Genomic DNA, 26922 nt, shown 5'->3' with positions numbered 1-26922 from the left:
CAGGCGGTAACCGGGCACTTCGATCGCGTGGTGGTCATCTACAACCCCCACAGCACCGGTGACGGTCCAGGCAACGGCGAGCAGTTGCGCGCTCAGCTCGCCCAGCGTCTTCCCGCCACGGTGGTGCAGCTGGCCCAGACCCAGCACGCCGGGCATGCGGTGGAACTCGCTGAGCGGGCCGTCAGCGAGCACCCGGCCACGTTGGTGGTCTCCGCCAGCGGTGACGGCGGCTACCACGAGGTCGTCAACGGTGTCATGCGCGCCCGGCGCCGGGTCCCCGGTGCCGGGGTGTGCGCGGTGCTGGCCTCGGGCAACGCCAACGACCACGCCACGGCGGTGCAGGAGCGGCCCCTGGTGGAGGCGATCGTGGCGGGGACGGTGTCGCAGATGGACCTGCTGGAGGTGCTCATCGACGGTCAGGAGCCGCGCTACGCGCACTCCTACGTCGGGTTGGGCATCACCCCCGTGGTTGCGGTGGAGTTCAACCAGCACGACCTGGACGCGGTGAAGGAGAGCCTGCTGGCGCTGCGCAGTGTCTGGCGCTACCGCCCGTTCACCATTACCCACGACGGCCACCGCATTCAGCTGGACAGCCTGGTGTTCGCCAACATCGACCGGATGGCCAAGTACGCCACCTTGTCGCAGGAATCCTCACCCACCGACGGCACCTACGAGACGCTGCTGATTCGCCACCGCAGCAAGCTGAAGCTGCTGGCCAGCGTCCTGCGTCTGGTGCGCGGCACGCACGAGGTCATCTCCCGCGAGGAGCCGTACGCCTTCACCACCGCCACGCCGATGCCGGTGCAGATGGACGGGGAGGTCCACCAGGTCGAGACCGGTGTGGAGGTCGTCGTCTCCTGCGCGCCCGCCGCGGTGAGCGTCATCCGATGAGCCACCACCAGGACGCCACCTTCAGTACCGCCGCCACCACCGCTGCTAGCGCCACCGCCGCTGCTAGCGCCACCACCGCTGCTACCAAGGGCGCGACGGCCACCAGGGATGGCGCCGGGGATGGTGCCGGTGACCGGTCTGCGACCGTCTGGCTGCTGAGCGGTGCCGAACGCGGCAACGGCGCCACCCGCCTGCCCGCGTGGAGCCGGGGGAACCGGGTGCAGCCCCTCGTCGACGGGGTGGCCTACTTCTCGGCGCTGGCCGCAGCGCTGGCGGGGAGCGGTGAGGGTGATCTGGTGCTCTTCGCCGACTGGCAGGGCGATCCCGATGAGCTGCTCACCGACGACGGGCCCACGATCGCTGAGGCTCTCACCGCCGCCGCCCGCCGCGGTGCGGTGGTCAAGGGCCTGGTGTGGCGCTCACCGTGGGATTGGCAGCGTCTGGTGCCTGAGCGAAACCGCCACCTGGCTCAGAAGGTGAAGGGGGGCGCGGAGGTCCTGCTGGACCAGCGGGTGCGGACCCTGGGCAGTCACCACCAGAAGTTCCTCGTCATCCGGCACCTGCACCGTCCCCAGGACGATGTCGCCTTCGTCGGCAGCCTCGACCTCGCCCACAGTCGCCGTGACGGGACCGCTCACCACGGGGACCGGCAGCGGATGTCCTTCGGGAGCAAGTACGGGCGCCATCCCTCGTGGCACGACATCCACACCGCGGTCCGCGGGCCCGCGGTGGACCACGTCGAGACCGTCTTCCGCGAACGGTGGGAGGACCGTGCGCCGCTGTCGCTGCTGCCGTGGCAGGTCGGCTCGGACCTGCTGCGCCGTCTCGTGCGGCGGCCGGTACCGCTTCCCCCACCGCAGCCGATGCCGGCCGCGGCTGCTCACCCAGCTGAAGAGGAGCCCACCTCGGGGGAGCCCGCGCCGGGGGAGCCCGCGCCGGGGGAGCCCACGCCGGGGGGTCCCGCGCTGGGCCCCGCACCCGATGCGCTCACACCCGGCTCGTGCGTGGTGCAGTTGCTGCGGACCTACCCGCGCCGTTGGCCGCGCTACCCCTTCGCCCCCCAGGGGGAGGCCAGCATCGTCGCCGCTCACGTCAAGGTGCTGCGCCGGGCCCGGCGTCTGGTCTACGTGGAGGAGCAGTTCCTGTGGTCGCGGCAGGTGGCCGGCGTCTTCGCCGATGCCCTGCGCGCTACATCCGGGTTGCAGTTGGTCGTCCTGGTGCCGCGTCACCCCAAGCGCGGGGGCCTGGCGGCGCCTGCGCTGCTGCTGGGGCAGGTGCGGGCGTTGGAGGTCCTGCGCGCCGCGGGCGGGGACCGTGTGCACGTCTTCGACGTGGAGAACGAGCAGGGCGAGGCGGTCTACGTCCACTCCAAGGTCACCATCGTCGACGACGTGTGGGCGTGCGTGCGCAGCGACAACCTCAACCGTCGGTCCTGGAGCCATGACTCCGAACTGTCGGTTGCCGTCTTGGACGAGGCCCACGATCAGCGCGAGCCTGCTGACCCGGCCGGGCTGGGCGACGGTGCCCGCCGCTTCGCTCGAGATCTGCGCCTGCAGCTGATGCGCGAGCACTTGGGCAGGAGCGGCTTCGAGAGTGAGCAGGGCGAGCAGGATGAGCGCGGGAGCGGCTGGGAAGGCGACCGCAGAGGCGACCGGGGGGACGACTGGGGGGACCTCGACCTCCTCGACCCCCACCGCGCCGTCGCGGCTCTGCGCGCCAGCGCCGCCGCGCTGGATGCCTGGCACGCAGGTGGCCGGCGCGGGTCGCGACCGGCGGGGCGGTTGCGCTTCCACCGCGATCCGGTGCTCCCGCGCTGGCAGCAGGTCCTCGCCGCGCCCGTTCAGCGGATCGTCCTGGACCCGGCGGGGAGCACTGGAGGCCGCGCCGGGCGCTGAGACCGCCGACCTAGTCGCTGCCGCTGCCGCTGGCCACAACGGGGCGGGGCCTGGTAAGCGTCTCAGCCGGGTTGGACCGCAACGTCGCGGTTGGCGCGCAGGCAGCTCGGGTAGATGAGCGGCATGCCGAGCTACCGCGTGAATCAGGAAGCCGTCGACCAGGCCCGCGAGCTGATCGACGCAGGGACCTACGACGACGACACCGCCTGGTCGCAGGCCGCGCCCTCGCCCGCCGACGGCAACGACGAGCTCGACGACGAGGGGTGGGAGCAGTACGCCCGCTGGCACCTGGCCATCGACCCCGACGCCTCCGAGCGCACCAAGAAGCGTTACCACTTCCCCTACGGGGACTTCTCGACGGTGAACCGGGCCGCGCTCATCCACGCTAAGCAGCGCGCCGCGCAGAACGACCACTCCGAGATCGAGCAGGCCGCTGACGACCTGCTGCAGCACCTGGACCGCAAACGCCCCTGACCTAGCCCTGCGAGCCCAGGCGCCCGCATCGCACAACATCCCGGGCCAGCAAGAGCACCTGGGCCTGGGGCTGCAACGGCGGAGGCGGGACTCATCAGCTGCGCCCGCAGACGTAATGCTCAAGCGCCGGGTGCGGAATGGACCTTGGCCCATCCCGCAAGGGGGGCACAAGGGGCGGGTGGGCATTGCCGAAGGTGAAGATTGCCCCGGCTGGAGGGCGACAGGGTCCTGGCAGGCGTCTTGCGGCCCCCGAGGAGGGGGCTTAGCCTTCGGGTGGGTCCAAAGTCAGGCCCGGCCTTTGCTCCTTCCGCGAGGTGGCCGTGACCCAGCTCCTGACCGCTTCCCGTAGCCAACAGCCCCGATGTTCCACTGATCATGCTTCTGCGCTTCACCGTTCTCCGGCCGCTCAGCCGCGTCCTCCTGCCCCTGATCAGAGTCCTCGCCCCGCCCAGCCGTGCACGGTGGCGTTGTGCGGTGAGCTGGACATGGGCGATTTAGCGTGGATTCGCGAACAGGTTGAGCCGGTCGTCGACATCGCTGAACGGGTCGTCCTGGATCTGTCGGCAGTGACGTTCCTGGACTGCGCGGTCTTGGGCCTGCTGGTGGCCTTGTCGCAACGCGCCGAAGGCGTTGGCAACTCCTTGCAGGTGTGCGGCCTTCAACCGCACCTGATGGCTCTGGTGGAGCTTTTCGCCCTCCCCGCGGTTCTCGACTTCCGCGTCTCGCGGGCGTGGGCGGAGGAGGGGGGCGCATGAATTCCCACACGTATGCCGGGGATCGGATCCGCCTTGACCTGGCAGGCGGAGCGCAGGAGTTGGCGCAGGCACGCCGCTTCCTGTCCGTCTACGCTGAGCAGGCCGGGGTCGGCGAGGACCGCACCGAGGAGTTGGTGCAAGCCGCTGGGGAGCTTTTCGCCGTGGGCGCTCCGCAGCATTGGGCGAAAGCGGTGTCGGTCCGAGAAGACCTGGATGGGCTGACCGTCGTCGTCGATCTCGCCGGGGACGGCCCTTTCGAGGTCGGTGCGGAGTCCGAGCTGCTGCTTTCCGCGTTGAGCCAGCAGTGGGGGTGGAGGCGAGAGCCCCATGTTGTGCAGGTGTGGTGCGAGATGGCGCTGCTGGCACCGCCACCCTGAAACATCGCCTCTTCCTCGACCGGTGTCGATCAGACGGGTCCTGGGTGCTGAGGCCCGCGGCAGTACATTCCAAGTAGTGCTGAGGACAAGACCCGCAGCTGACGTAACCCCATCGCGACCGGGCCGGGGCGCGTGGCCCGGGCACGACGGAATGGGCTTCAGCTGGCGAAACGCTGCCGGGTTCCAGCCCGCTGCGTCGCGCAAGTTCAGGACCGCCGGTTTTGTCGACTTTCCAACGGTTGCCTCCGATCCGACACGACCGTAGCGAGCAAGTGATCACGAGCGGCGTATTCTGTACCCCAGGGTCTAACACCGGCCTCCGTGCGAGCGAGGGCAGTGGACCGATGAAATCTCAACCTTTGCGCTCCTGCAGCCAGTTTGGTGAACAGTCGTCACCGCTGTATGCCCCCTCAGGGCAGCCACCTCGCGCGACGCGGCGGCTCGGGCAGGTGTTCAGGCACTTGTTCAGGCAGTCGTTGAGGCCGGCGGCGGCGCAGTGAACACCGAGGCGATGACCGGCGCGCTGGCGGAGCTGGCGACCGCGGCCAGCGGGCAGGCCGACCCCGAGGACCTCCTCAAGCACCTGGTGGACATCACCACCGAGCACCTGGACGTCGACGGCGCCGGCGTCATGATCAACGACGGGGAACTGCTGCGTTTCGTCCACGCCGACCGCGCCGACGTGGGCTCGGCGGAGAAGCTGCAGCAGCTGATGCAAGAAGGGCCCTGCCACGACGCGCTGCTCTTCCACGTCGACGTCGTCGTCGACGACCTGCACGACCCGGTCCAGACGGCGTGGCCGGAGTTCGTGCAGCGGGTCCTGGAGGAGGGGTTCCGCTCGGTGATCGCGGTACCGCTGATCAGCCGCGGGCGGGTGTGGGGGGTGCTGGACCTCTACCGCCGCGAGGCCGGCACCTGGGGCCAGCAGGAACTGCAGTGGGCGCACCTGCTGGCGCACGTGGCGGTGTCCTACCTGGTGATGGCCGCTGATCGCGCCCAGGCGCTGCAGGCTCAGCAGGAACTGGCTCATGCCGGCACCCACGACGGCCTGACCGGGCTACCCAACCGGACTCTGCTCTTCGACCGGCTCGAGCACGCCCTGCACGCCGCGCGGCGCCACCAGCGCACCGTCGCGGTCTTCTTCATCGACCTCGACCGCTTCAAGGCCGTCAACGACACCCTCGGCCACGCCGCCGGGGACACCGTGTTGGCGACGGTGGCCACCCGCATGAACGCCTCCCTGCGTCAGGAGGACACCTTGGCCCGGCTCGCCGGGGACGAGTTCGTCCTGCTGTGCGAGGACCTTCCCCGAGCCAGCTCGGGCGGCCCGGGCGATGGGGGCGAGGTTGACCGGCACGTGCACGCCGTCACGTCTCGTCTGCGCCGAGCCCTGGCCCGTCCTGTCCACGTCGCCGGCGTGGACCTGATGGTCGGGGCCACTATCGGGGTGGCGCTCAGCGAGGAGCACCCCAGCGCCGATGACCTGCTGGCCGCGGCCGATGAGGCGATGTACCGCGCGAAGCGGGACAGCCGGGTGAAGCAGGGCATACGCGATGAGCAGCACGGCCGCGGCGGCGTGATCGGTCTGACCGAGGTGAGCAGGGGCAGCGCTGGCGGCGGCGCTGGTGGCAGCGCTGGTGTCGCTGCTCGAAGTGCCCAGCGTCCGGGGCGTCACCTCGAACGTCAGCTCGCCCAGGCCCTGACCCACGATCAGCTGCAGGTGCACTACCAGCCCATCACCGAGCCTGGTGGTGGCGTGCACGCGGTGGAGGCCCTGCTGCGCTGGCAGCACCCTCAGCGCGGGTTGCTGCCCGCCGCGCGGTTCGTCGACCTGGCGGTGGATACCGGGTTGATCGTGGAGATCGGGAGGTGGGTCATCGATGAGACCTGCGCCCAGATGAGCCGGTGGCGCCGCGAGCTGCGGCGGGGGGCGCCGTACAGCGCCTACGTCAATCTCAGCGCCCGCGAACTCGTCGACCCGGCCCTGACCACCACCTTGGCCACCGCGCTGCGCACTCATGACCTGCATGCGCAGCAGTTGGGTCTGGAAGTGGTCGAGGACAGCTTCAGCAACCCCGAGGTCCTGCCTGTCCTGCAGGAGCAGGAACATCGCGGGCACCCGCTGTCCATCGACGACTTCGGCACCGGTTACTCCTCCTTGTCGCGTCTGGTGGAGCTGCCGGTGCAGATGGCCAAGATCGACCGCAGCTTCATCGCCGGTCTCGGGCACGACCCGCGCCGGCGGGCCCTGGTGGACGCGGTGGTCACGGTGGCCACCAGCCTGGACCTGCAGGTCATCGCCGAAGGCGTGGAAACCGCTGCGCAAGCCAGTCAGGTCACCGACGCCGGCTGCCACTACCTGCAGGGCTTCCACTGCGGGCACCCTCAACCCGCCGAAGCCCTCACCGCCCAGTGGGCAGCCTGAGACAACCACCCCGCCGGTGTCGTCGACCGGCGCGAATCCACCGAGCTCCGAAGGTGCCGGACCCTACGCCACCGAGGCAGCCCTGTAGCCCACGCGCAGGGCCGCCGTTGAGCAGGAGCTGATGTCCTGGTTGGCCACCCCCGGTGCGTCGCGGTGAGCGCCACGTCTGCGGCGTCCAGTTCGACAGCGAGCAGTCGGCCGAGCTCGACGCGCCGGAAGCACACCGGCCGATGAGGTGCGGTCCTGAGCCAGGCGACATCACTCCGGGAACGTACGGCCGTCGCTTCCCCTTCCAATTCCCAATCCCGTTCTAAGGACTGAGCGCAGCGACGGAGGTCGAGGATGAGGATCACGATTCGAGGGTTGAGGATGCGGCGGAGGGAGAGCGTGAACGCGATCGACGAGCAGGTTAGCCGGGAGATCGTGCAGAACTTCCGGGCGCAGCTGGAGGCGATGGTGGCCGGGGACACCGTGCAGCTCGCTCACCTGCTGACCGGCGCTTTCACTCTGACGCACACCAGCGGCTACGTGCAGGCCAAGAGCGAGTGGATGCAGCAGATCGAGGACGGGGTCTTCGACTACCAGGACGCCGAGGAGGTCTGCACGAGCGTGCACACCGACGGCGACAACTCGGTCTTGACCAGCGACGTCGTGGTGCGGGCCACCGTCTACGGCGACCACGACGCCTGGCCTCTGCGCTTCACGGTGGACTTCACGTGTGTGGGTGGGGCCTGGCTGGCCTCGCGCTCCACCGTCACCACCTTCTAGAACCACGGCGCCCTCGATGCTGCCAAGCGCCATCCGCGCCATCCGCGCCATCCGCGTCGCCTCGACGGGGTAGGAGAAGACGGGCCTGCGGGATCGGCCCCTGTGTCTGCCTGACTGGTGTCCATCCTGGCTGGTGTGCGCCTTCGTGTCCGCAGCGGTGGTCGCGACGTCCGGCCTAGGCGCACCTGGGCCGTGGTCAGCGGCGGGGGGGTGTCCTCGCGGTCGCGGTGGGTGGGGGACAGTTCGTGCGCGGCGATGTCGTCTGCGGACACGAGGGCGCGTTCGCGTGTGGTGGCCCACTCGGCGATGAGCAATGTGGCGTCGTCCTGCAGGACGCCGCCTTGACGGTCCAGGACGTCGTGGGCGATGCGGCGCAGGGTCTCCGGTGCGGGCAGCTGCGCTGTCGCGGCTCTGTGCAGGTGGTCCACGAGGCGGTCTAGGCCGAAGAAGTCCCCGTCGCGGTCGCGTGCCTCGGTGATGCCGTCGGTGTAGAAGACGATGCGGTCACCGGGCTGCAGCCACTCCTCGGCGATGGCGCTCCGGCCGTCACCGAGTCCGAGCATGATGCGTCGGCCGCCTTCGAGCTCCTTGACGACCTTGCCCTCGCGCATCATCAGCGGGGCGGGGTGCCCGGCGTTGACGTAACGCAGCCGCCCGGTGGACAGCTGCAGCTCACCGGGGACTCCGGTGGCGAAGCGCTCACCGTTGCTGTGGGGTGCTGCTTACTCATTGTGTGAAACTCAGCAGGGTGGGGTGCAGGGACTGCGGTGTGGCGAGGTCAGAGTCAACTGGAGCCGGGGCGGACCTGTGCTTGTGCAGAAGGGCGTGGATCAGCTGGCGTTCAGCGACTTCGCGATGACCGTGCGCGGTAGTTCGAGGGAATCGGTGTCGCGGGAGCCGGGGACGGCGGTGTAGAGGACCAGCTGCTGGTCACGGTCTGTCATGGTCGGGGAGCAGCGGCGTGTCGCAGTCCACGGTGATCGAGGCCACCCCCGGATGCCGGGACGTCTTGGTGATCACGGGCTGCGCCTGCGCGTGGTGACGCTGCCGGAGACGGGCGAAGTCTGTGCTGTCTGCCCGCAGTTCGGTGACGAGGTCCTGGATCGGGGGGTCAGTAAATCGGCGGGTCAGTGGGGTAGCGGGGTAGCGGACCGTCGCGGTGCTGGATCCAGCGATGATGGGGTGACGGAACTCGATCATGTCGGTGACCTCCGCGCCGGTTCGGTGGGCGACCTCCGCGTCGGTTCGGTGGGCGACCTCCGCGTCGGTTCGGTGGGCCACCTCGGGCAGGAAGGCGCGGCGGGCGAGGTTGCGCTCAGCAGGGGTCGCCGCGCTCAGGTTTCCCAGGATGGCCGTGGCCAGGTCGTTCTACGTGAGCACCTCGAAGGCGGCCGATGGAATCGTTCTTGACGACGATCTCGGTCAGGATCTGCTCCCATGTCGGTCCGCGGTCCGCGGTCCGCGGTCCACGGTCCGCTTCCGCAGCCGCTCATGGGCTGTCTTCCACGGTCCGTAGCGTTGCGGCAGGTCTGGCCACGGCGCTGCGGCCCGTAGCTTCCACAAGATGGCGTTGAGGACTTGGCGGTGATTTCGCCAGCGCCCACCGCGTTGCACCATCGGTGGTAGCAGCGCCTTGATCTGCGTTCATGCCTGGGGTACCTCCCGCTTGCGGGGCAGCGGTGACCTCGTCACGCCCACTGCGCCTACTGCGCCCACTGCGCCCACGAGGCCATGATGGCGCAGCTGCAAGATCCGCAGGACGCGCCCTAGAACATTGGCTCCTCAGATCGCCTAGCTCGTCGACCGGCTGAGGCTGGGTGGTTCATCCCTGGCTGGGGGAGTCAGCGGAGTGGGTGCGGCATCCGGTGAGGAGGCGGGTGACCATCTGCCGGGCTTCGTCTTGGCCGTAGCCCGGTCCGGGGATGGACAGGTTCCCCACCGCGCGCAGCAGCGTGAGCGCTTCGATCTGCGGGTCGACCTCACCGGTTTCCTGGCTGGCGGCGAGCAGGCAGGCGCAGGCGGGTACGAGTTCGTCGAGGATCAGGGCGTGCAGGTTGGCCAGGCTGGGGTCTTCTGACCGCAGGGCCTCGCTGAGGCCGTGCTTGGTGATGAGGAAGTCCACGTAGGCCGCCATCCACCGCTGCAACGCCTCGAAAGCGGGGATGGGCTGCTCGCGCAGCGCCTCGGCCAGGGCCGTGCACTCGGTGACCTGGTGGCGGTAGACGGCGCTGACCAGGTCTGCGCGGGTCGGGAAGTGGCGGTAGACCGTGCCCACTCCCACCCCGGCGCGTTCGGCGATCGTCCGCACCGGGGCCTGCACACCGGCCTCGACGAACGCCGCCGCGGCGGCGCTCAGCAGGGCCTCGCGGCTGCGTTGCCTGCCGGCCTGGCGGACTCCGGTCGTGGGGGTCACCACAGCCTCCCTTGTTCGCGGAACAATGTTCCGCTAACGTTAGCGGAACGACGCTCCGCCAGTGTGGCAGAGCCCCCCGCCTCGAAGGACGTCCCGTGCCTCTCCTTGCTTCCGTACCTCAGGCCCTGAACCGCCGGCTGATCGCGGTCAAACCCATCACCGTCCCCACCACCAGTCCCGCCACCGATCCGGCCATCGATCCCAGCACCGGTTCCAGCCCTGCTCGCAACGTCAGCGGCGGCATCGAGGGTGACATCGAGCGTGGTCTCGACCTGCAGGTGAAGGTCACCGCCCCGCTCGAGGGGGCGAACCTGCCCGTCATCGTCTTCTCCCACGGCAACGCCTGGTCCATGGACGGCTACGAACCCCTCGTGGACCGGTGGGCTGCCGCCGGCTTCGTCGTCATCCAGCCCACCCACCTGGACTCCCGCCGCCGCCGCATCGGCTTCGACGACCCCCGCTTCGCCACCATCTGGCGGGTCCGCATCGCTGACCTGCACGCCGTCCTGGACCACCTCGACGACATCGTCGACCAGGTCCCCGGCCTGCCCGAGCGCGTCGACGCGGGCCGGATCGCCGTCGTGGGGCACTCCTGGGGCGGGCAGAGCGCCGGCGCGCTGCTCGGGGCTCGGGTCCTGGACGCCGACGGCACCCCGGGTGAGGACTTCACCCACCCCTCGGTGAAGGCGGGCGTCCTCATCGCCACCACCGGGACCGGTGACACCCTCACCCCGTTCGCGCTCGAGCACCTGCCGTTCATGCGTCCGGGCTACTCCACCATGGCCACCCCGGCTCTGGTCATCGCCGGCGGCAAGGACCAGTCGGCGATGTCCACCCGCGGGCCGGACTGGTTCAGCGACGCCTACACCTTCAGCCCCGCCCCCAAGCGGCTGCTGACCATCACCGACGGCGAGCACACCCTCGGCGGCCTCGCCGGTGAAGCCGTGAAGGAAACCAGCGACGAGGACCCCGCCCGCGTCGCCCTCGTCGCCGACGCCGTCGCCGCCTACCTCCTCGACGTCCTCAGCGGCGATGCCACCGCCTGGCAGGACCTGCAGCAGCAGGCCGCCGCCAGCTCCGGCGCCTTCGGCATCCAGAGCAAGTAATCCCTCCGCACACCGCGGGCATCATCGACGACGCGCAGCAGCGAGGGCACAGGTGCTCCCGCGCTCACCGACGCCGCCCTGCCCCCTGCAGGTGTGAACGGGTGGAGCACGAGGCTGCCCTGCAGATCACCAGGCGTGAACGCGGTGAATCTTCCTGGGGGTGCTACTGCGTCGGCGTCGCGCTGTGGCGATGCCGGCCGATGGTGCCGGCCGATGGTGCCGGCCGGTGGTGCCGGGTCGGAGACCGCTGGGCACAACGGCTCCCCGCCCCGGTTGTTCGTCGGGGTGCTCTCGAGAAGGCGTCAGCCGAGCAGGCGTGAGCGGCGGATGCGGGTGTCGGGGTCGACGGCGGCAGCGGCTGCGGCCGCCCGCGTCCGGACACCCGGCGTCAGCGCATCCGGCACGTTCGCTGCGCCCTCGAGCCACGAGCCCGGTGTCGTGCCGGCGTCGGCGCTCGACCACACCGCGCGTGCTCGGGCGAACGCTGCCTCGATGCGCTCGCGGGGGATGAGGTTCAGCGGTGCGACCGCGTGGTAGATGAAGTCGCCCGGCGCTGTGGTGACCGCACCCGGGCGCCGCGTCGGGGCGCCGGCTACGTGGCGGATCTCCATCATCACCACGCCCGCGTCATCATCGGCGGCGGTGGCCAGCAGTGCCGCGGCGATGTCAGGGGTCGAGGCGTCCAGCCACCGCGCGTCGCCGACGGCAGGAGTCGCCGTCGGGGGGTCGAGGTGGATGCGTGCGAGTCCTGCCGCGTCGGTCGGGCCCCAGGTGTCGAGCACGGGCGGTGCCACCGCCCGCATCGCCTCCAGCAGCGGGGCCGCCGCATCGGGGCCGTCGGGGTCGGCGATGGCCAGGTGCACGGTGACCTTCCCGTGCAGTGTCTGGGGGAAGAGGGGCAGCGGTGGCACGTGGAGCACGCCGATGCTGGACGAGGCGCTGGTGGCCAGCGTTGGGAGGGCGTGCGACCACGCCGAGACGAGGTCGGGCAGCGCGTCGGCGTGCCACAGCAGGGCCCCGGCGTGCAGGTGCGCTGCTGGCACGAGGTCGATTTCCAGGGTGTGGGCGATACCGACCCCGCCGGCGCCGCGGAAGGCCCAGATGGCGTCGCGGTCGATGGGGTCGGTGGCATCGTCGGCCGCGGTGCGGGAGCGGCCTGCGCCGTCGACGTAGTGGACGGCGCGCAGCGCTCCGCTGGCCAGGCCATCGCGCCGGACTAGCCAGCCGATGCCGCCGCCGAAGGTGTACCCGGACACCGAGACGGTGGGTGCGGAGCCGGCGAGCCCGAGCAGGCCGTGCCGCTCAGCGGCGGCGTTGACCGCGGCCCAGGTCGCCCCGGCGCCGACCACGGCGATGCGGGCCTCAGGGTCGATGACGACGTCGGTGAGCTGGGAGGTGTCCAGGAGCACCGCCGAGTTCCCCACCGGCGCTCCGGCGCCGTGACCGGTGGCCTGCGGCACGACCTCGAGGGACCTGCCGAGGGAGCGCTCGAGCGCGGCGACCTCGGCCAGCGCGACCGCGAGGTCCTGCGGGTGGGAGGCGGCGGCAACGCGAACGGGCCGCTGCTGCACGGAGGAGTTGTGGGGCTGCGTCGCGGCGGTGTAAGCCTGCGAGTCGGCCGCGACGAGCAGGCGCGGCGACGCGGACGCGTCGTGGTCGAGCATCGTGGACATCCGGAGCTCCTGAAGTCGAGACGGGCAGGGTGAGGGGCGAGACGGTTGCGTCGAGGTCGGGACGGCCGGGGCCGGGACGGTCAAGCTGGGGCTCAGGCGGCTGACTCAGGCGGCTGACTCAGGCGGCTGACTCAGGTTGCCGGTCGACGCGTGCAGCTCTCAGCGGGTGAGTCGGGCCCGGTGGGCGGTGAGGAAACCGGTCAAGTTCAGGTGTTCGGGGTTGAGCGCGTGCGCGGTGGCCAGGTCGCGGCGCCCGTTGTAGGACTCAGGGAACTCGGCGTAGTACTGGAACATGTTCCCCAGTTCCTCGGCGCCGGGGACGGGGAAAGCGCGGAACTGCGCCGGGGTCAGCGGTCGGTAGGCCACCTGCTCGCCGAGCACCGCGCTGAACGCGGCGGCCATCTGCTCGCCGGTGAGGACATCGCTGACGGCGGGGACGGTGGCGCCGATGGTGGAGGGGTCCTGCAGCACCCGCAGCACGACGCGGCCGATGTCGTCGGAGGCGATGCCGGCCACGGGGGCGTCCCCCACGGGCAGGTGCAGCGCGAGGGTTCCGTCCTCGTCGCGCTGGGGGGCAAGGTCGCCGAGCAGCTGGTCCCAGTAGAAGGACATCAGCAGGTAGGTCACCGGTAGCCCGGAGGCGGCGAAGAGCGCGTCGGCCTCACCGCCCTTGACGTCGAAGTGCGGCACCCGGTACTCCTCGCCGCGGCCGTCGCGGATGACGGGCATGCGCTGGTCGTCGGCGGCGATGGCCTGGCGGGTGTCCTCCAGCGTGGACCACACCACGCGCTGCAGCTGGGCGCCGCGGGCGGCGGCGATGAGGGTACGCACCTCGGTCAGTTCCCGTTCAGGGGAGCGGTGTTCCCAGAACGGGGTGACCAGGAACGCGCCGTGCGCGCCGTCGAACGCCTTCCGCAGACTGTCCTCGTCGCTGAGCTCCGCCTCGACCACCTCGATGCCGAGGTCGGCGAGGGCCTGCGCTCGGGCGGAGGTGGCATCACGGGTGACGGCGCGGACGGCGAAGGTGCCATCGGCCTGCAGGGCACGCGCAACCGCGCCGCCCTGGGTCCCGGTGGCACCGATGACAGTGATGAGCTGCTGGTTGGACATGGGTCCTCCTGGGTGAAGCGGTGGGTGGGGTGGAGTGGTGGGTGGGGTGGAGCGGTGGGTGGGGTGGAATGGTGGGTGCTAGGCCGGGGGGATGAGGACGACGACCTTGCCCGGCGGCAGCTCGCCGGCGTGGGCCCGGGCGTGCAGGGCGGGTAGGTCGGCCAGCGCCACCCGCTCAGCGACGTTGACGAGTAGCTCGCCGGTGCTCACGCGGGCGACGAGGTCGGCGAGCTGGTCGGCGTCGCTGCGTACGGACAGGTTCACGCCCTGCACACCCCGCTCCTCGTCGCAGGGGGTGGGTATCCACGCGGTGGTGCTCACGAGCCTGCCGCCGTCGCGGATCAGCGGAACCATCGCGGCCAGCTGTTTCGCACCGGTCGGCGCGAGGTTCAGGACGAGGTCGACGGGTTCGACCACCGCGTGTGCGACGTCGACGAGCGCGGGGTCCAGCGTGTGGTCCAGCGCGTGGTCCAGCGCGTGGTCCAGCGTGTGGACGGTGCCCTCGTCGCTGCCCGCGGCCTTGACCCGGACGGTGCTGCTGGGGCGGGCCGTGACGAGCACCTGTGCACCGGTCTCCACGGCCAACTGCACGGCGTACCCGCCGACCGCTCCGCCGACCCCGTTGATCAGCACTCGCTGCCCGGCCATGAGGCCGCCGTGGTCGAACAGTGCTTGCCAGGCGGTCAGGCCCACCAGCGGCAGAGCCGCCAGATCCGTCAGCGGAAGCCTGCGGGGCACCCCCGCCAGGACCTGCGCCGGGGCGAGCACGTGCTGCGCTGCCGCCCCGGGCGCCGTCATCGGCAGGAGGCCGACCACCCGGTCGCCGATGCTGATCTCGTCCACGCCGGGACCGAGGGCGTCGACGGTACCGGCGACGTCGAGACCGGGGGTGTGCGGCAGCCGGAGCGGTGACCTGTCGCGCAGGTCGCCGGCCCGCAGGGTGACGTCGAGGCCGTTGAAGGACGTGGCGGCGACGCGGATCCGCACCTGCCCCACGCCGGGGACGGGCGGCTCGACGTCCTCGTGGCGCAGGACCTCGGGACCACCGAAGTCGTGGAAGCGCACCGCCTTCATGACCGAACCTGCTCTCGTGGGTGTGCTGTCGTCGTGCTCGTCGTGGGGACGTGACCCAAGGTGGCAGGCTGCGGCGCGCTCATCCTGGGCCGAGCTGGCCCACTTTGAAGCCCGCTCGGTCCCGCCGGTGAGGACCACTCGGTCCCGCCGGTGAGGCCCGCTCGGTCCCGCCGGTGAGGCCCGCTCGGGTTCAGCGGGTGTGAGTAGGGCGCAGTGCGCCGCGCGCGACGGTCGGCAGCGATGACTTGCACCGTCGGCTCAGAGGAGACCTACACTGTCGGTCGATTTTCTGCCACACTCGCGCCGTGCAACATCTTGAGTTCGGCGCCGCGGTGCGCCACCTGCGCGAGAACACGGCCCCTGCCGCGGTGGGGCTGGCGCCGGGCGGCCGGCGGGTGCGCGGGCTGCGGCGCGAGGAGCTCGGCGAGCTGGCGGGGATGTCCGCCGACTACGTCCGCCGCTTGGAGCAGGGCCGCAGTCACCCCTCCGCCGGGGTGGTCAACGCCATCGCCCGCGCGCTGCGGGCCGGGCGCGCGGACTACGAGCGGCTGTGCGCGCTGGCCGGCTACGCCGCCGCCGAGGGACAGGTGCCCACCGATCTGGGCCCGGGCGCGACGCGGCTGCTGGAGCGCTTCGCCGACACCCCGATGGTCGTCTCCGACGCGGCGATGAACGTCGTCGCGGTCAACAGCGCCTTCCTGGCCCTGGAGCACTGGAACCTCACTGGGGACCGCTGGCAGTGGAACGTGGCCTGGCGTGCCTTCCGTGACCCGTTCGAGGCCTTCAAGCAGTCCGAGGCCGACGCGGACGATCACGAGGCGGTCCTGGTGACCCAGCTGAGAAACTCCCTGCTGCGCTACCCCGCCGACACCGCCCTGGCCGCGATGGTGGACGACCTGCGCAGCACCAGCCGGCGCTTCGACGCGTTGTGGCGCGCGCCGCGGCCGGTGGCGGCTTACGAGAGCAGCGCGACGTTCACCCAGTCCGACGGCGACTCCGTCACGCTGGTGGGCAACCTCATCGCCATCCCCGGGGACGACCTGGCGGCCGTGATGCTGACCGCGGCGCCGGGTTCGGCCGACGAGGCCCGGCTGGCGGAGCTGGTCGGCGCGAGCGAGGGCCGGGCCGTCGTGGAGGTGGGCCGGCAGGAAGAGCAGCCGGTGAGCCGGCATGGAGTCAGAGTGCAGGGGCGGCCGGTGGGCCAGGAGGTGAGCCGGGAGGTGAGCCGCGCTGACCTAGGCTGAGCGCTCCGCGGCCTGTGACGTCGCAGCGCACCATCAGGACACCTACGCCCACGCCCGCATCCGCGCCTGCCTCCACGACCGGCCCGTCCTGCTGCACGAGCGGTGAGCCTCTACGATCACCCGGTGACACCACTGACGCGAGGACGGATCCTCGCGGCGGCGGTGGCCATGGCCGACCACGAGGGCTTGGAAGCGGTCACCATGCGGCGGATCGCCGCCGCCCTCGGTGTGCACGTGACCTCGCTGTACAACCACGTGAACACCCGTGAGGCGGTGAGCGACGGGATCGTGGAGGTCTTGTTCGAGGAGGCGGACCTGCCCTTGGAGCCGCTGGGCTGGGAGGCGTGGGTACGCCGCTTCCACACCGCGATGGGTGGGCTGGCCCTGCGACACCCCGGTGCCTTCGCGATCCTGATGCGCCGGCCCGTGCAGGGCCCGCGCGCCGCCGCGTCCTTCGAGGTCGCCCTGGCCGCCTTCCGCGAGGCGGGTCTGGAGGCGCAGGACGCCTACGGGGCGGTGAAGATCGCCGTCCACACCGCGCTCACCGCCGGGCTCGAGCGCAGCCAGGAAGCGCAGGGCCCGTCACCGGAGACGGACATCGAGGCGCTCCCGGCCACGGACTTCCCGCAGTTCCACACCTTGCGCGGCATCGAGGATCCCTCGATGTCTTGGGACTTCGGCCTCGAGACGGTGGTGGCCGGCCTGCGGGCGCAGATCGCCGAGCGCGCCACCCGCTGAGCCCTGCAGCCCCCGGCAGCCCCCGGCAGCCCCCGGCGGCGCCCTGCAGCGCCCAGGACGCCTCCTCCTCAGGGTGTCGTGCGCCTCAGTTCCAGCACCGGAATGGTGCGGACACCGCGCGTCTGCTCCTCGTATCCCGCGAAACCGGGAAAGCGGCGGGCCTGCTCGGCGTACATCACATCCCGCTCACCGCCGATCAGCTCCCGCACGGAGACCGAGAAGGTCTCCGTGCCCCGCTCCAGGCGGGCGTTGCCTGCGGCGGTGAGGTTGTAGTACCAGCTCGGGTTTCCTGGTGCGCCGCCGTTGGAAGCGAAGACGTGGACGGCGTCCTCGCCGCCGTCGGCGGGCAGGTACATCATCGGGGTGATGAACTCCGTGCCGCTCTTGCGGCCGATGTGGTGCAGCAGGACCATCGGTGCCCCGGCGAAGGGGCCACCCACCTGGCCACCGTTCGCACGGAACTCGGCGATGGTGCGCTCATTGAAGTCCTTCGGATCGGTCATGCTGGTCTCCTCGCTCGTCGCTGCCGGCACCGTATGAGGCTGGGCTGGGCTGGGCTGGGCCGGTTCAGTTGCGGTGAGCGCCGGGCTCAGTCGCGGACGGCCGCGACGAACCCCCCACCGGAACTCACCCACGTTCATCTGCTGCCGCACTCTCCGACGGGCGCGGCTCGCCTCGTCGTCGCTGCGCCGCGGCTGCGGCTGCGCGAAGGAGTCGACGACGTCGGGCAAGGTCAACCCTGGGTCCCTGGGTCCCTGGGTCCCTGGGTCCCTGTGACCCCGCCGACAATGCTGAGTCGCTGTTCGGGCCCAGTGTTCTGTGGGTGCGTCTCTGGTGGGGTTCCACGCCGGGCTCGTGATGGCTTCACTCGGGCAGGATGACGACCTTGCCCGGGATGCGGCCGGTGGCGGCTTCGGCGTGCAGGGCGGGCAGGTCGGCCAGCGGGATGCGGCGGGTGACCTCGACGTGCAAGGCGCCGTCGTCGACGAGGGAGACCAGTTCGGCCAGGCGCTCGCGGTTCGGCAGGACGAACACGGTGGAGGCGGTGACGCCGCGGGTCTCGTCGCTGGGGGTGGCCATGAAGGCGGTGGTGCTGACGACCTTGCCGCCGTCGCGGACCGCTGCGACCAGAGCGCTGAACTGCTCGGGGTCGATGGGGGCGAGGTTCAGCAGGACGTCGACCTGCTCCCCGACAGCACTCAGCACGTCGGTGGTGGTGTGGTCGATGATCTCATCGGCGCCGGCGGCGCGGACGGCGTCGGCGCTGCGGGGACTGGCGGTGGCGATCACGTGGATCCCGGCGCGCTTGGCCAGGGCGGTGGCGTACTTGCCGACCACACCCCCGGCGCCGTTGATGAGGATCCGCTGCCCGGCGGTGAGCTCGCCGTCGTCGAAGAGGGCTTGCCAGGCGGTCAGGGCCACCGAGGGCAGGGCTGCTGCGTCGGGCAGGGGGATGGTGGTGGGGGCGGTGACCAGCGCCTGCGCTGGAGCGATCACGTACTGGGCGGCGCCGCCGTCGCGTTCCATGGGCAGGAAGCCGATGACGGCGTCGCCGACGGTCAGGTCTTCGACGTCGTCGCCGAGGGCGTCGACGGTGCCGGAGACGTCGTAGCCGGGGATGTGCGGCAGCACGACGGGGATGGGCAGGAAGCCGGCGCGCATGCCGTTATCGGCGGCGTTGAACGCTGAGGCGGCCACCCGCACCCGGACCTGACCGGGTCCGGGGGTGGGGAGGTCGATGTCTTCGTGCTGGAGGACTTCGGGGCCGCCGACTTCGTGGAACCGCACTGCCTTCATCGCTGATCCTGCTTTCGTGGGAGTTGTTGAAGAGCGCCGCGGATCCGGTCCGCGGTCTTGGTGACGCACTAAAGCTCGCAGGTCCTGGCGCGCTCAGCCTGGGCCAGATCGGCCCACCTTCGAAGTCGCGCTCTCTCGGCTGCATCGCTGAGCACGCCGGGCCCACCGCCTGGGACCAGGAGAGCCCGCTGCCGTCAGCGTGGTCGTCGGCGTGGTCGGAGGGCTTGTGGTGGTCCTGGTCGGAGGGCTGGTGGTGGTCCTGGTCGGTGTGCGGATGGACACCCGTGTCGTCGTGAGCTTGAAGGCCGCATCCGTACGCCCCGTGTGATCGTGCTGGCCGCTCACAGGAGGACGTCTACCGGCGAGCTGCGGAGGGTCATGAGGGTGCCGCCCGCAGTCCAGACCCGAAGGAAGCGGGCCGATCATGACGTTGAGTCGACGGCGCCCACACCGAGCGTTCATCGCGGTGTGGGCGTCGCCAGACGACGCGCAAGTGGCGGGGTTCAGCGCGGACGGTGCGTCCCGCCCGCATGACCGCGCTAGTCGTCCAGCAGCACCTCGAAGAGCGGACTGTCGGCCATCCAGTCCTCCAGTCGCGTCGGTTGGGCGATCCTGGCGGGGTTGTGCGGCTGGTTCATGTCCTCGACGAACGCGCTGAGGATGCGCCGACGTTCCTGCGCGTCGCTCACCGGACGAGCCGTCGCGCAGAGGTCGGCCCGGGCCCCGTGCTTCACGTGCAGAGTGAAGGCGGGGTGGGCCTGGAGGTTGGCCGCCCAGTCCCGGCGTCCCGGGAGGCCGCTGAGGTACAACCTGCCGTCCGCCCGGTAGAACCAGGTCTCGATGCGCCGTGCGCGTCCAGAGCGTCGACCGGTCGTGGTGATGTCGACCGTGCGCTCCCACGCGGAGGACGAGCGGTCGATCTCGAGCGCTCTGCGGACGTCGTCACCGATCGCGGGCCGGTGAGTCTGGCAGGTCATCGAAGCATCGCCCGTCATTAGAGCATCAGGTCCCACTCGGCGGCCTGGGCCTGGCGGGTCTCCTGCTCCATGGAGGGCGGGAAGACGTTGCGGTAGCGCTTGTTCTCACCGGTGATGACCTTGACGATGACGTCGATCATCGGCTGGGGGTCCTCCTGGCCCTGCAGGGTGTAGGGCGGCTTCCAACCTGGCAGTAGTGCGGTCGCCGGGTCGTACCAGTAGGTCGAAGCCTCCAGTGCGGTGTCGTTGAATCCCGTGAGGTAGAAGCCGGGCTGCACCGTCGCCACCGTGATGCCCTGGGGCTTGAGCTCTTCACGCAGCGTGGCAGCGATGGCCTCGATCGCGTACTTGGTGGCGCTGTACGCGCCACCGAAGGGCGGCGTCTGCAGGCCAGCGTCGGAGGAGTTGAAGACGATCTTCCCGCTGCCGCGCGCGATCATCTTGCGCACGAAGCCCTTGGTCAGCTCCAGTGGAGCGAACACGTTGGTCTCGAAGTTTTCGCGCACCAGCGACATCGGGATGTCGGTGAGGGTCCCGCTGTTGGCGATGCCGGCGTTGTTGAAGAGCACGTCGATGTCGTAGGTGAGGGCGTGTGCTCGGTCGATCTCGCTGTACAGGTCCAGCTTGATGACTTCCAGCTCGACGCCCGCGCGTTCGGCCGCGGCGCGCAGCTCCCACGCCTGGGGCCAGATCTGCACGCCGGCGATGACGCGGTGGCCCAGTCGGGCCAGGGCCAGGGCCAGCGCCGTGCCGCGGCCGAATCCGCTGCCGGCGCCGGTGATCAGGACGGTGGTGCTCATGAGGTCTCCTTGCTACTGACTAGTTGGTAGGCTCAACGGTACGAGTTCGTCGATCGTGAGTCAACCAACGGGTCGGTAGGATGGGGTGTGCGAGACGGACAGGCGACCAGGCGGCGAGTACTGCAAGCGGCGGCGGCCGAGTTCGCCCAGCACGGCATCGCGGGAGCCAGGGTCGACCGGATCGCGGCGGCTGCTGCGACCAGCAAGGCGCAGATGTACGACTACTTCGGCAACAAGGACGGCCTGTTCGACGCCGTCTTCGCTGAGCACACCGCCGCGGTGATGGACGCCGTCCCTTTCACGGCGCAGGACCTGCCCGGCTACGCGGCCCGGTTGTACGACGCGCACCGCAAGCACCCCGAGTTCGTGCGCCTGGCGGGATGGGCGCGCCTGGAGCGTGTCCCTACGGGCGACCTGATCCCCGACGCGGTGGGCCACGAGGCGAAGCTGCAGGCCCTGCGGCAGGCGCAGGCGGACGGCAGCATCGACCCGGCACTGGACCCCTCGCAGGTGCTCTCACTGGTCGTGGCGATGGCCATGACCTGGTCGGCGATCAGTGTCGTGCGCACCACCACGAGTGCTGACAGCGCGCGCGTTCACGCCGACCGCAAGCGCTTCCTCTCCGAGATGGTCCGCCGCGCCACCAGCATCCCGGCGGCAGCACCGCACGGGAGCGAGCGGCGGTAGGGCGTCATCGCCTGCCTCTTCCGATGCTCGAAGGGTGCTCGCAGGAGGTGAGCATGTCGGTGCTTTCAGCAGCGAGTGGAATCACGCTGGCGCCACCTCCAGGACGATCTTGCCGCTGACTCCGCCCGCGAGCTGGCGGTGGGCCTCCTGGGCCCGCTCCAGCGGCAGCCGCGCGGCGATTGTCGGGGAGATGGCCCCACGCTGCAGGAGGGCGACGAGTTCGGTGAGGTCCTCGCGGAAGCGCCGGGGGTGGGCGGGCACGTAGGTCGCCGACATGTACCCGTCGATGCCCAGGCCCTTGCTGAACAGGCCCAGCGCCGACTGGCGCAGGGTGCCGGCGGCGGTGCGAGCGAGCGCGGCCGGGCTGCGTCGCCCGCCCGCCAGGCCGGAGGTGATGCCGTAGACCACGAGGTGGCCACCGGGCGCCAGCAGGGCGAAGGAGCGCCGGCTGGTGAACCCGCCGACTCCGTCGAAGACGGTGTCCACACCTCCCGGGGCCAGCGCCCGGACCCCCCGCACCCAGTCGCCGCCGCGGTCCACCGCTGAGGCGCCTTGCTCGGTCAGGGCGGGCAGGCGTGCGGCGGAGGCGGTGCCGATGACGCGCAGACCGCGCAGCCGGGCCAGCTCGACCAGCGCGCTGCCGACACCGCCGGCGGCGCCGTGCACGAGCACCGTGCCCTCGGCGGGGGTGAGGGCGACGCGGGTCAGCATCTGCCAGGCGGAGAGGTAGTTCAGCGGCAGCGCGACCAGGGCGCCCGCCTCCAGGTCCGCGGGGACGGGAACGGTGAAGTCGGCGCTCACCTGGACGTGGGTGGCGTAGCCGCCGCGGCCCTCGGTGCGCGCCAGCACCCGCTGCCCCAGCGCGGGGCTGGTGACGCCCTCGCCGACGGCGTCGACCACGCCGACGGCGTCGTAGCCGGGGGTGACCGGGTAGGACGTCTTCGGCACCAGGCCTTCGCGCAGCAGGACGTCACCGTAGGCGACGCCGGCGGCTTGCACGGCCATGCGCACCGAGCCGGGTGCCGGGTCGGGGAACCGTGTCTCGAGCACCCGCAGATGCTCGGGCCCACCGCGACGGCTGACGATGACGGCACGGCCGTTGGACCAGCTCACGGACACTTCCTATCGTTGAATGGATCAAGCATATGGTAGAGCTTGAAAAAATCAAGGATTGGATGAGGATGAACCCCAAGCAGGTCCTGCGCGTCGCCGAGGTGGTGCAGCACCTCGCCGAACTGCACCACCGGGCGGCCGCCACCGCGTTGGCCGCCTTCAGTGTCAGTGAGAGCGGGGCGGGCCTGATCTGGCTGCTGGGCACGCAGGGCCCGGTCCCGATGGGTACCGTGGCGCACCACCTGGCGTGCGACCCCTCCAACGTGACGCTGCTGGCCACCTCCTTGGAGAGCCTGCAGCTGGCTCAGCGCGTGACGGACCCGGACGATCGGCGACGGCGCCTGCTGCAGCTCACCGACCGCGGCCGGCAGGCTTACGCCGCGATGACCGCGGCCGTGGTGGCGGCCTCACCCTTGACCACCCTGCCCGTCGAGGACCTGCCCGTCGAGGATCTGCGTGCTGTGCTCAGCGCACTCGAACCGTTGATCGGGAAGAACACCTGCGAACCCGGGCTCTCCTAAGACAGGCGCTGGTAGCCACCCGAGGCGAGCTCCTCGAGGAGGGTCGGGTGCGTGGGCGTCCAGCCGAGGTCCTCACGCGCGTGACGCCCGAAGGCCTGCTGGTCGAGCAGGAGGGCGTCGGCGAACATCGCCCCCAGGCGCTCGCGGGTGGCGTCGATGGACTCCTCCACGACCGGGCGGCCGTGGGCCGCGGCTTCGCCGAGTTCGCGCACGGTGGGGTTGGCCCCCGAGGCCCCCAGGAAGTAGTCGTCGGAGCCCGCCTTCTCCAGAGCCAGCACGTACAGATCGGCGAGGTCGTCGGCGTGGACGGTCGCCCAGTGCTGCCTGCCGTCCCCGACGAGCCGAACCTCCCCGCCTGCGCCCCCGTTCTCGTTCCCGGCCAGGACGTTGGGGATCCCGCGGCCGTATCCGTAGACGACGGTCGGAGCGATGATCGTCGAGCGCACCGCAGATGCGCGCAGCCGGTCTTCGATGCTGAGACGCCAGGCGGTGATCGGCAAGGGGTTGGGTGCGTCGGTCTCGACGAGGTCGCTGCCGGAACCGAAGATCCACACCCCGCCGGTGTGGACGTAGGGGATGTTCGTGCCGCCCAGGGTGCTGATCGCGAGGTCGACGACGGTGGTGTCGACCTGCGCGCTCGTGGCGTCGCCGGGTGAGGCGGTGTGCACGACGCCGTCCACACGGCTCATCAGGTCCCGCAGGAGAACCTGGTCGGTGATGTCGCCGACCACCGCTCTGGCGCCCTGCCCGGAAACGAGTTCTGCCCCGGCGGAGCTGCGCACGAGCGCGACGACGTCATGACTGCGTGCGATGAGGGATCGGAGCACGGCTGAACCGATGTGTCCGGTGGCGCCGGTGAGGAGTACGGACATCGAGGGGTCCTCCTGAAAAGGGGTGAGGGTGTGGTGACTGCCGACGTCGGGCGACGTCGGAGAGGGTGTTGGTCTGGCTCACCGCTCAGGTGGGTCGACCTGCCCGCTCGTGCGGAGCGCGATCTGATCGAGTCCGAAGCGGCGGCCGTGGTGGGCGACTGTCAGGCCGACAGCTCGCGCGAAGCCGCCTCGTACGCAGGCGTGTTGGCGATGGCGAGCGAGCCGCCCGCCGGGCACCCCAGAGCCGAACGCCTGCGTTGGGCTGACGCGAGTTCAGTCGAGGCTGTCGAAGTGGCGGGGAGGTGTTCGAGGGTGAGGGCTGCCCCGGTGAGGGTTTCAGGGTCGAGTTCTGGGGCGTGGTTGTAGAGGTCGGTGACGAGGCGGGTGGCTCTCGACCCGCGTGCGTCCGCGGTCTTGAAGAGCGTCCCGCCCTGAGTCAGCACTGTCTCCAAGGTGCCGTCCGCGGACACCTCGTCGGTGTCGTCAGGGAGTTTGCCCGTACCCGGGCAGCTCAGCCCCTGCGCGTCACCTCCAGACCGCCGGTGCCCGGACGCACCTGCTCGAGCCACTCCTGGTTGCCCATGCCCTCACTTCTTCCGCCAGGCCTTACCTCTGTCGTTGACGATGGCAACACTATGAACGTTACGACGTCAATGTCAATGTCAACGAGCTGGCGTTACCATCGGCACATGGCGAGCGACTTCGAACGAACAGCTGCGGGCGGCGGTCAAGACCACCAGCGCGAACGCATCCTCGACGCCGCCGCGAAGCTGCTGGCCGAGGCCGGTCTCACCGGCATCTCCACGCGCGCCGTGGCGGCGGCCGCCGGGGTGCAGACCCCCACGCTGTACCGCCTCTTCGGAGGCAAGGACGAGCTGCTGGATGCCGTCGCCAGCTACGGGTTCGAGACCTACCTGGCCGAGAAGCGGACGTTCGCACCGAGCCAGGACCCGGTCGAGGACCTCCGCCGGGGATGGGACATCCACGTGGAGTTCGGGCTGACGAACCCCGCGGTCTACACGCTCATGTACGGCAACCTGCGGCCAGGGCGCCGGCCGGCGGCGGCCCAGGAGAACCAGGACATCCTGCGACACATGCTCGAGCGCGCCAACAGCCGAGGACGACTCAAGGTGCCGGTGGAGACGGCGACCCGCTCGATCGAGGCCTCCACCACGGGGGCGGTCCTCCTGCTGCTCGCGCAGCCTGAACCCCAGCGCGACCCGGGTCTGATCAGGCCGCTGCGCGACATGGTGCTCGACGCGCTGACCACCGCCCCGACCCCAGACGCGGACCTTGAGGCGAGCACCTGCGCCCGCGCCGCTGCCCTGCTCGCCGTCGTCTCGCCCCAGGGCGGCCTCGACCCGCTGACCTCAGGTCGGTTCAGCCCCGCTGAGGCCGGCCTGCTGCGCGAGTGGCTCAGCAAGCTCGTCGATCACGGGCCTGCCTAGCGGCCAGCGCGGTCGCGGTCAGCACCGGCGGCCCGCCTACTCGCCGCCGACCCGCCGACCCGCCGCCGGGTCGCCGCCCACCGTGCCCCGGGCAGCAGACCCGAGCGACCGAGGCTCAGCACCATGATGACCACGCCATGTGACAGATCTTCAGACCGATGTGACTGCCCTTTCGGCGTGAGCCCCAGCACGACGTGCACATGATCGTCGTGCTCGGCCTGCATCCAGACATCGGCAGGTGAGTGAGGCCGTTCAGCCGCGGGAGGCTGTGTAGGCGGTGAGGATGTCGTCGGGGTGGCGCTCCAGGGTGGTGCGGGCTCTTCGTAGCGCAGGGTGGTGACCCATGTGTGGCACAGCGTGTGCATTCACGGCAGCTGGATACGCGCGTCGAGGGCCAGAAGGCTCGGCGCACGCCAGCGGCGACGGTGAAGGGGTTGTCCGGCCGGGAGCAGAGAGAGCTGTTGATCACGGCGTAGCGACCGGAGTGCTCCTTGACGTAGGTGCGCAGCGCGGCGGCGCTCGCAGCCAGGGCGGCGCTACCGGTCCGGCCCTAGACGGTGTTCCCGACGACCTTGCCCGGCTCGTCGGCCACGGCCACGGCCACGGCCACGGCCACGGCCCCTGTGACGGTGGCCAGGCCTGCTTTAGGCACGGGTCAGCGTCCGGGCCAGGAAGGGCAGGATCAGGGGCAGCAGCTGCTCAGGCACCTGGGCGTGCAGGTAGTGCCCGCCGCCGTCGATGAGCGCCAGCTGCCCGAGGCCGGCGGGCAGTTCGGCGAGGACGCGCTCGCCCTCGGCGCGGGGGTCGGCCCAGTCGGGGTCCAGGCTGCCCTGGACGATGAGGACCGGGCAGCGCACGTTGGGCAGGTGGGCGCCGGCGTCGGCGGCGCTGGACTTGGCCATGGCCTGCAGAACCTTCATCCGGCCGGGCTCACTCATCGTGGCCTCGATGCGGGTCCGCTCGGCCGCCCAGTCGGTGGGCTTGGTGGGATAGGCCAGCTCCAGGTAGTTCATCCAGGCGGGCAGGCTGCCCAGCAGAAGGGTCTTGCCCAGCAGGGTGCCTGAGGAGCGGTAGCGCTGGGAGTGCAGCAGGCCGCGGACGTCGGTGGACTGCTTGCGGGTAAAGGGCGCCAGCTCGACCAGGCCGGCGATCAGCTCCGGTGTGGTGGTGGCGGCGATGGTGGCGGCGCCGCCGCTGATGGAGTGACCCACCAGGACCGCTCGCTCACCGCTGGTACCGGTGAGGTGACGGACCAGGGCGATCAGGTCGCCGGCGATGTCGGTGCGGCTGTAGCCCGTCCAGCCGAGGCTGGACTCCCCGCAGCCGCGCAAATCGAGGTCGGCCACACGGTAGCCGGCGGCGATCAGGGCGGGGGCGAGGTGGCGGTAGGAGTGACGGCTGTCGCCCATGCCGTGGGCGAGGACGACGAGGGGGCCTTCGCCGGTGAGGTCGTAGGCGAGGGTTCCTTCGTCGAGGTGCAGGTGCTGGGTCGGGTGTCCGGTCATGTCGACCTCCAGTTGGCTAACCTCTACGGCACGGAGCTGTGATGTTAGCTATCCGCGTCAATACCCACGTCGAAAGTCGCACAAAAGGCTGCGGGTGTTCTTGGCAACGGTGGGAGTTTCCCATGTCGGGGCCCTCAGGCCCCGGTGGGGAGTAGTTTCCTTCGGAACGAAGGAGCGCGACGGCAGTTCTTCAGTTGAACATCAAACCCGGTATCTGCCGGCGGCGGGTTTCGACCGCGCCAGCGGGCAGAACCCGCCG

General features: G+C 70.7%; 26 protein-coding genes and 2 pseudogenes. 13 read left to right on the top strand and 15 right to left on the bottom strand.

Annotated elements, in window-relative coordinates:
* The first annotated feature begins 30 nt into the window (after nucleotides 1-30).
* From KRAD_RS00135 to KRAD_RS00105, 7 genes are all read left to right on the top strand, one after another.
* Nucleotides 31-891, top strand: a complete 861-nt coding sequence (locus tag KRAD_RS00135; protein WP_238985685.1) for a diacylglycerol/lipid kinase family protein — start codon at nucleotides 31-33, stop codon at nucleotides 889-891.
* A complete protein-coding gene (locus KRAD_RS00130; RefSeq protein WP_011981182.1) occupies nucleotides 888-2786 on the top strand; it encodes a phospholipase D family protein in 1899 nt (632 codons plus the stop codon). The genes KRAD_RS00135 and KRAD_RS00130 overlap by 4 nt, the downstream gene beginning before the upstream one ends.
* Before the next feature lie 123 nt (nucleotides 2787-2909).
* Entirely contained in the window at nucleotides 2910-3260 is a 351-nt protein-coding gene (locus KRAD_RS00125) for a hypothetical protein (protein ID WP_011981181.1), read from the top strand.
* Between the two features lie 461 nt (nucleotides 3261-3721).
* The gene (locus KRAD_RS00120) at nucleotides 3722-4015 is read left to right on the top strand and encodes an STAS domain-containing protein (RefSeq protein WP_041291793.1); all 294 of its coding nucleotides are present in this window, start codon (nucleotides 3722-3724) and stop codon (nucleotides 4013-4015) included.
* Nucleotides 4012-4392 (top strand): ATP-binding protein, encoded by a 381-nt coding sequence (locus KRAD_RS00115; protein WP_041291792.1) that lies wholly within the window; start codon nucleotides 4012-4014, stop codon nucleotides 4390-4392. The genes KRAD_RS00120 and KRAD_RS00115 overlap by 4 nt, the downstream gene beginning before the upstream one ends.
* Before the next feature lie 496 nt (nucleotides 4393-4888).
* Nucleotides 4889-6817 (top strand): putative bifunctional diguanylate cyclase/phosphodiesterase, encoded by a 1929-nt coding sequence (locus KRAD_RS00110; protein ID WP_041291791.1) that lies wholly within the window; start codon nucleotides 4889-4891, stop codon nucleotides 6815-6817.
* Between the two features lie 387 nt (nucleotides 6818-7204).
* On the top strand, nucleotides 7205-7585 hold the full coding sequence (locus KRAD_RS00105; RefSeq protein WP_041291790.1) for a nuclear transport factor 2 family protein: 381 nt from the start codon (nucleotides 7205-7207) through the stop codon (nucleotides 7583-7585).
* Here the strand turns inward: KRAD_RS00105 and KRAD_RS00100 are convergent.
* From KRAD_RS00100 to KRAD_RS00090, 4 genes and pseudogenes are all read right to left on the bottom strand, one after another.
* Nucleotides 7582-8283, bottom strand: a pseudogene (locus KRAD_RS00100) (PP2C family protein-serine/threonine phosphatase); the annotation flags it as partial. The gene KRAD_RS00105 and the pseudogene KRAD_RS00100 overlap by 4 nt on opposite strands.
* A gap of 232 nt (nucleotides 8284-8515) precedes the next feature.
* Entirely contained in the window at nucleotides 8516-8866 is a 351-nt protein-coding gene (locus KRAD_RS23745) for an MmyB family transcriptional regulator (RefSeq protein ID WP_049821010.1), read from the bottom strand.
* Nucleotides 8867-9049: 183 nt separating this feature from the next.
* Nucleotides 9050-9223, bottom strand: a pseudogene (locus KRAD_RS27365) (transposase); the annotation flags it as partial.
* Between the two features lie 184 nt (nucleotides 9224-9407).
* Nucleotides 9408-9998, bottom strand: a complete 591-nt coding sequence (locus tag KRAD_RS00090) for a TetR/AcrR family transcriptional regulator (protein ID WP_011981175.1) — start codon at nucleotides 9996-9998, stop codon at nucleotides 9408-9410.
* 95 nt (nucleotides 9999-10093) lie between these two features.
* Between KRAD_RS00090 and KRAD_RS00085 the strand changes: the two genes are divergently transcribed.
* A complete protein-coding gene (locus KRAD_RS00085) occupies nucleotides 10094-11104 on the top strand; it encodes an alpha/beta hydrolase family protein (RefSeq protein ID WP_011981174.1) in 1011 nt (336 codons plus the stop codon).
* Nucleotides 11105-11406: 302 nt separating this feature from the next.
* Here the strand turns inward: KRAD_RS00085 and KRAD_RS00080 are convergent, their stop codons facing one another.
* From KRAD_RS00080 to KRAD_RS00070, 3 genes are all read right to left on the bottom strand, one after another.
* Nucleotides 11407-12777: an FAD-binding oxidoreductase gene (locus tag KRAD_RS00080; protein WP_011981173.1), complete on the bottom strand. Its 1371-nt coding sequence runs from the start codon at nucleotides 12775-12777 to the stop codon at nucleotides 11407-11409.
* A gap of 159 nt (nucleotides 12778-12936) precedes the next feature.
* Complete coding sequence (locus KRAD_RS00075; protein WP_011981172.1) at nucleotides 12937-13887, bottom strand: NmrA/HSCARG family protein; 951 nt, start codon at nucleotides 13885-13887, stop codon at nucleotides 12937-12939.
* Between the two features lie 78 nt (nucleotides 13888-13965).
* Nucleotides 13966-14961 (bottom strand): NADP-dependent oxidoreductase, encoded by a 996-nt coding sequence (locus KRAD_RS00070; RefSeq protein ID WP_011981171.1) that lies wholly within the window; start codon nucleotides 14959-14961, stop codon nucleotides 13966-13968.
* A 305-nt stretch (nucleotides 14962-15266) separates the two neighbouring features.
* On the opposite strand from KRAD_RS00070, the gene KRAD_RS00065 reads away from it, so the two are divergent.
* Both KRAD_RS00065 and KRAD_RS23740 read left to right on the top strand, forming a co-directional pair.
* Nucleotides 15267-16205 (top strand): MmyB family transcriptional regulator, encoded by a 939-nt coding sequence (locus tag KRAD_RS00065; protein WP_011981170.1) that lies wholly within the window; start codon nucleotides 15267-15269, stop codon nucleotides 16203-16205.
* A gap of 123 nt (nucleotides 16206-16328) precedes the next feature.
* A complete protein-coding gene (locus tag KRAD_RS23740; RefSeq protein WP_157873405.1) occupies nucleotides 16329-16943 on the top strand; it encodes a TetR/AcrR family transcriptional regulator in 615 nt (204 codons plus the stop codon).
* Between the two features lie 68 nt (nucleotides 16944-17011).
* Here the strand turns inward: KRAD_RS23740 and KRAD_RS00055 are convergent, their stop codons facing one another.
* From KRAD_RS00055 to KRAD_RS00040, 4 genes are all read right to left on the bottom strand, one after another.
* Nucleotides 17012-17446, bottom strand: coding sequence for a nitroreductase family deazaflavin-dependent oxidoreductase (locus tag KRAD_RS00055; protein ID WP_011981168.1), 435 nt, complete (start codon nucleotides 17444-17446; stop codon nucleotides 17012-17014).
* Between the two features lie 361 nt (nucleotides 17447-17807).
* Entirely contained in the window at nucleotides 17808-18740 is a 933-nt protein-coding gene (locus tag KRAD_RS00050) for an NADP-dependent oxidoreductase (RefSeq protein WP_011981167.1), read from the bottom strand.
* Nucleotides 18741-19279: 539 nt separating this feature from the next.
* Complete coding sequence (locus KRAD_RS00045; protein WP_041292406.1) at nucleotides 19280-19717, bottom strand: nitroreductase family deazaflavin-dependent oxidoreductase; 438 nt, start codon at nucleotides 19715-19717, stop codon at nucleotides 19280-19282.
* A 17-nt stretch (nucleotides 19718-19734) separates the two neighbouring features.
* Nucleotides 19735-20517, bottom strand: coding sequence for an SDR family oxidoreductase (locus KRAD_RS00040; RefSeq protein WP_011981164.1), 783 nt, complete (start codon nucleotides 20515-20517; stop codon nucleotides 19735-19737).
* Nucleotides 20518-20604: 87 nt separating this feature from the next.
* Between KRAD_RS00040 and KRAD_RS00035 the strand changes: the two genes are divergently transcribed.
* The gene (locus KRAD_RS00035; RefSeq protein WP_011981163.1) at nucleotides 20605-21204 is read left to right on the top strand and encodes a TetR/AcrR family transcriptional regulator; all 600 of its coding nucleotides are present in this window, start codon (nucleotides 20605-20607) and stop codon (nucleotides 21202-21204) included.
* Between the two features lie 81 nt (nucleotides 21205-21285).
* Here KRAD_RS00035 and KRAD_RS00030 read toward each other — a convergent pair whose 3' ends face one another.
* Nucleotides 21286-22317, bottom strand: coding sequence for a medium chain dehydrogenase/reductase family protein (locus tag KRAD_RS00030; protein WP_011981162.1), 1032 nt, complete (start codon nucleotides 22315-22317; stop codon nucleotides 21286-21288).
* Between the two features lie 68 nt (nucleotides 22318-22385).
* Here KRAD_RS00030 and KRAD_RS23735 point away from each other — a divergent pair, with 68 nt between their 5' ends.
* Complete coding sequence (locus KRAD_RS23735; RefSeq protein WP_049821007.1) at nucleotides 22386-22838, top strand: MarR family winged helix-turn-helix transcriptional regulator; 453 nt, start codon at nucleotides 22386-22388, stop codon at nucleotides 22836-22838.
* Here the strand turns inward: KRAD_RS23735 and KRAD_RS00020 are convergent.
* Together KRAD_RS00020 and KRAD_RS00015 are read right to left on the bottom strand one after the other, a co-directional pair.
* On the bottom strand, nucleotides 22835-23710 hold the full coding sequence (locus KRAD_RS00020) for an NAD-dependent epimerase/dehydratase family protein (protein ID WP_011981160.1): 876 nt from the start codon (nucleotides 23708-23710) through the stop codon (nucleotides 22835-22837). The two genes, KRAD_RS23735 and KRAD_RS00020, sit on opposite strands and share 4 nt — an antisense overlap.
* Nucleotides 23711-23871: 161 nt before the next feature.
* Entirely contained in the window at nucleotides 23872-24153 is a 282-nt protein-coding gene (locus KRAD_RS00015; protein WP_157873403.1) for a hypothetical protein, read from the bottom strand.
* A gap of 246 nt (nucleotides 24154-24399) precedes the next feature.
* Here KRAD_RS00015 and KRAD_RS00010 point away from each other — a divergent pair, with 246 nt between their 5' ends.
* Nucleotides 24400-25158, top strand: coding sequence for a TetR/AcrR family transcriptional regulator (locus KRAD_RS00010; protein WP_041291787.1), 759 nt, complete (start codon nucleotides 24400-24402; stop codon nucleotides 25156-25158).
* Between the two features lie 644 nt (nucleotides 25159-25802).
* Here KRAD_RS00010 and KRAD_RS00005 read toward each other — a convergent pair.
* Nucleotides 25803-26663 (bottom strand): alpha/beta fold hydrolase, encoded by an 861-nt coding sequence (locus KRAD_RS00005; RefSeq protein ID WP_011981157.1) that lies wholly within the window; start codon nucleotides 26661-26663, stop codon nucleotides 25803-25805.
* Between the last annotated feature and the right edge of the window lie 259 nt (nucleotides 26664-26922).

The sequence above is a fragment of the Kineococcus radiotolerans SRS30216 = ATCC BAA-149 genome, from assembly GCF_000017305.1.
GTDB classification, from domain to species: domain Bacteria; phylum Actinomycetota; class Actinomycetes; order Actinomycetales; family Kineococcaceae; genus Kineococcus; species Kineococcus radiotolerans.
Note: the sequence above shows the minus strand (reverse complement) of the source record. Positions and strands in the feature narration are given on the sequence as shown.

Bases quoted from the DNA above. Each gene is read 5' to 3' on its own strand.
- KRAD_RS00130 (WP_011981182.1), top strand. From the start codon at position 888: ATGAGCCACCACCAGGACGCCACCTTCAGTACCGCCGCCACCACCGCT.
- KRAD_RS00125 (WP_011981181.1), top strand. From the start codon at position 2,910: ATGCCGAGCTACCGCGTGAATCAGGAAGCCGTCGACCAGGCCCGCGAG.
- KRAD_RS00115 (WP_041291792.1), top strand. From the start codon at position 4,012: ATGAATTCCCACACGTATGCCGGGGATCGGATCCGCCTTGACCTGGCA.
- KRAD_RS00080 (WP_011981173.1), bottom strand. From the start codon at position 12,777: ATGTCCACGATGCTCGACCACGACGCGTCCGCGTCGCCGCGCCTGCTC.
- KRAD_RS00075 (WP_011981172.1), bottom strand. From the start codon at position 13,887: ATGTCCAACCAGCAGCTCATCACTGTCATCGGTGCCACCGGGACCCAG.
- KRAD_RS00070 (WP_011981171.1), bottom strand. From the start codon at position 14,961: ATGAAGGCGGTGCGCTTCCACGACTTCGGTGGTCCCGAGGTCCTGCGC.
- KRAD_RS00055 (WP_011981168.1), bottom strand. From the start codon at position 17,446: ATGACCGATCCGAAGGACTTCAATGAGCGCACCATCGCCGAGTTCCGT.
- KRAD_RS00050 (WP_011981167.1), bottom strand. From the start codon at position 18,740: ATGAAGGCAGTGCGGTTCCACGAAGTCGGCGGCCCCGAAGTCCTCCAG.
- KRAD_RS00045 (WP_041292406.1), bottom strand. From the start codon at position 19,717: ATGACCTGCCAGACTCACCGGCCCGCGATCGGTGACGACGTCCGCAGA.
- KRAD_RS00040 (WP_011981164.1), bottom strand. From the start codon at position 20,517: ATGAGCACCACCGTCCTGATCACCGGCGCCGGCAGCGGATTCGGCCGC.
- KRAD_RS23735 (WP_049821007.1), top strand. From the start codon at position 22,386: ATGAACCCCAAGCAGGTCCTGCGCGTCGCCGAGGTGGTGCAGCACCTC.
- KRAD_RS00020 (WP_011981160.1), bottom strand. From the start codon at position 23,710: ATGTCCGTACTCCTCACCGGCGCCACCGGACACATCGGTTCAGCCGTG.
- KRAD_RS00010 (WP_041291787.1), top strand. From the start codon at position 24,400: ATGGCGAGCGACTTCGAACGAACAGCTGCGGGCGGCGGTCAAGACCAC.
- KRAD_RS00005 (WP_011981157.1), bottom strand. From the start codon at position 26,663: ATGACCGGACACCCGACCCAGCACCTGCACCTCGACGAAGGAACCCTC.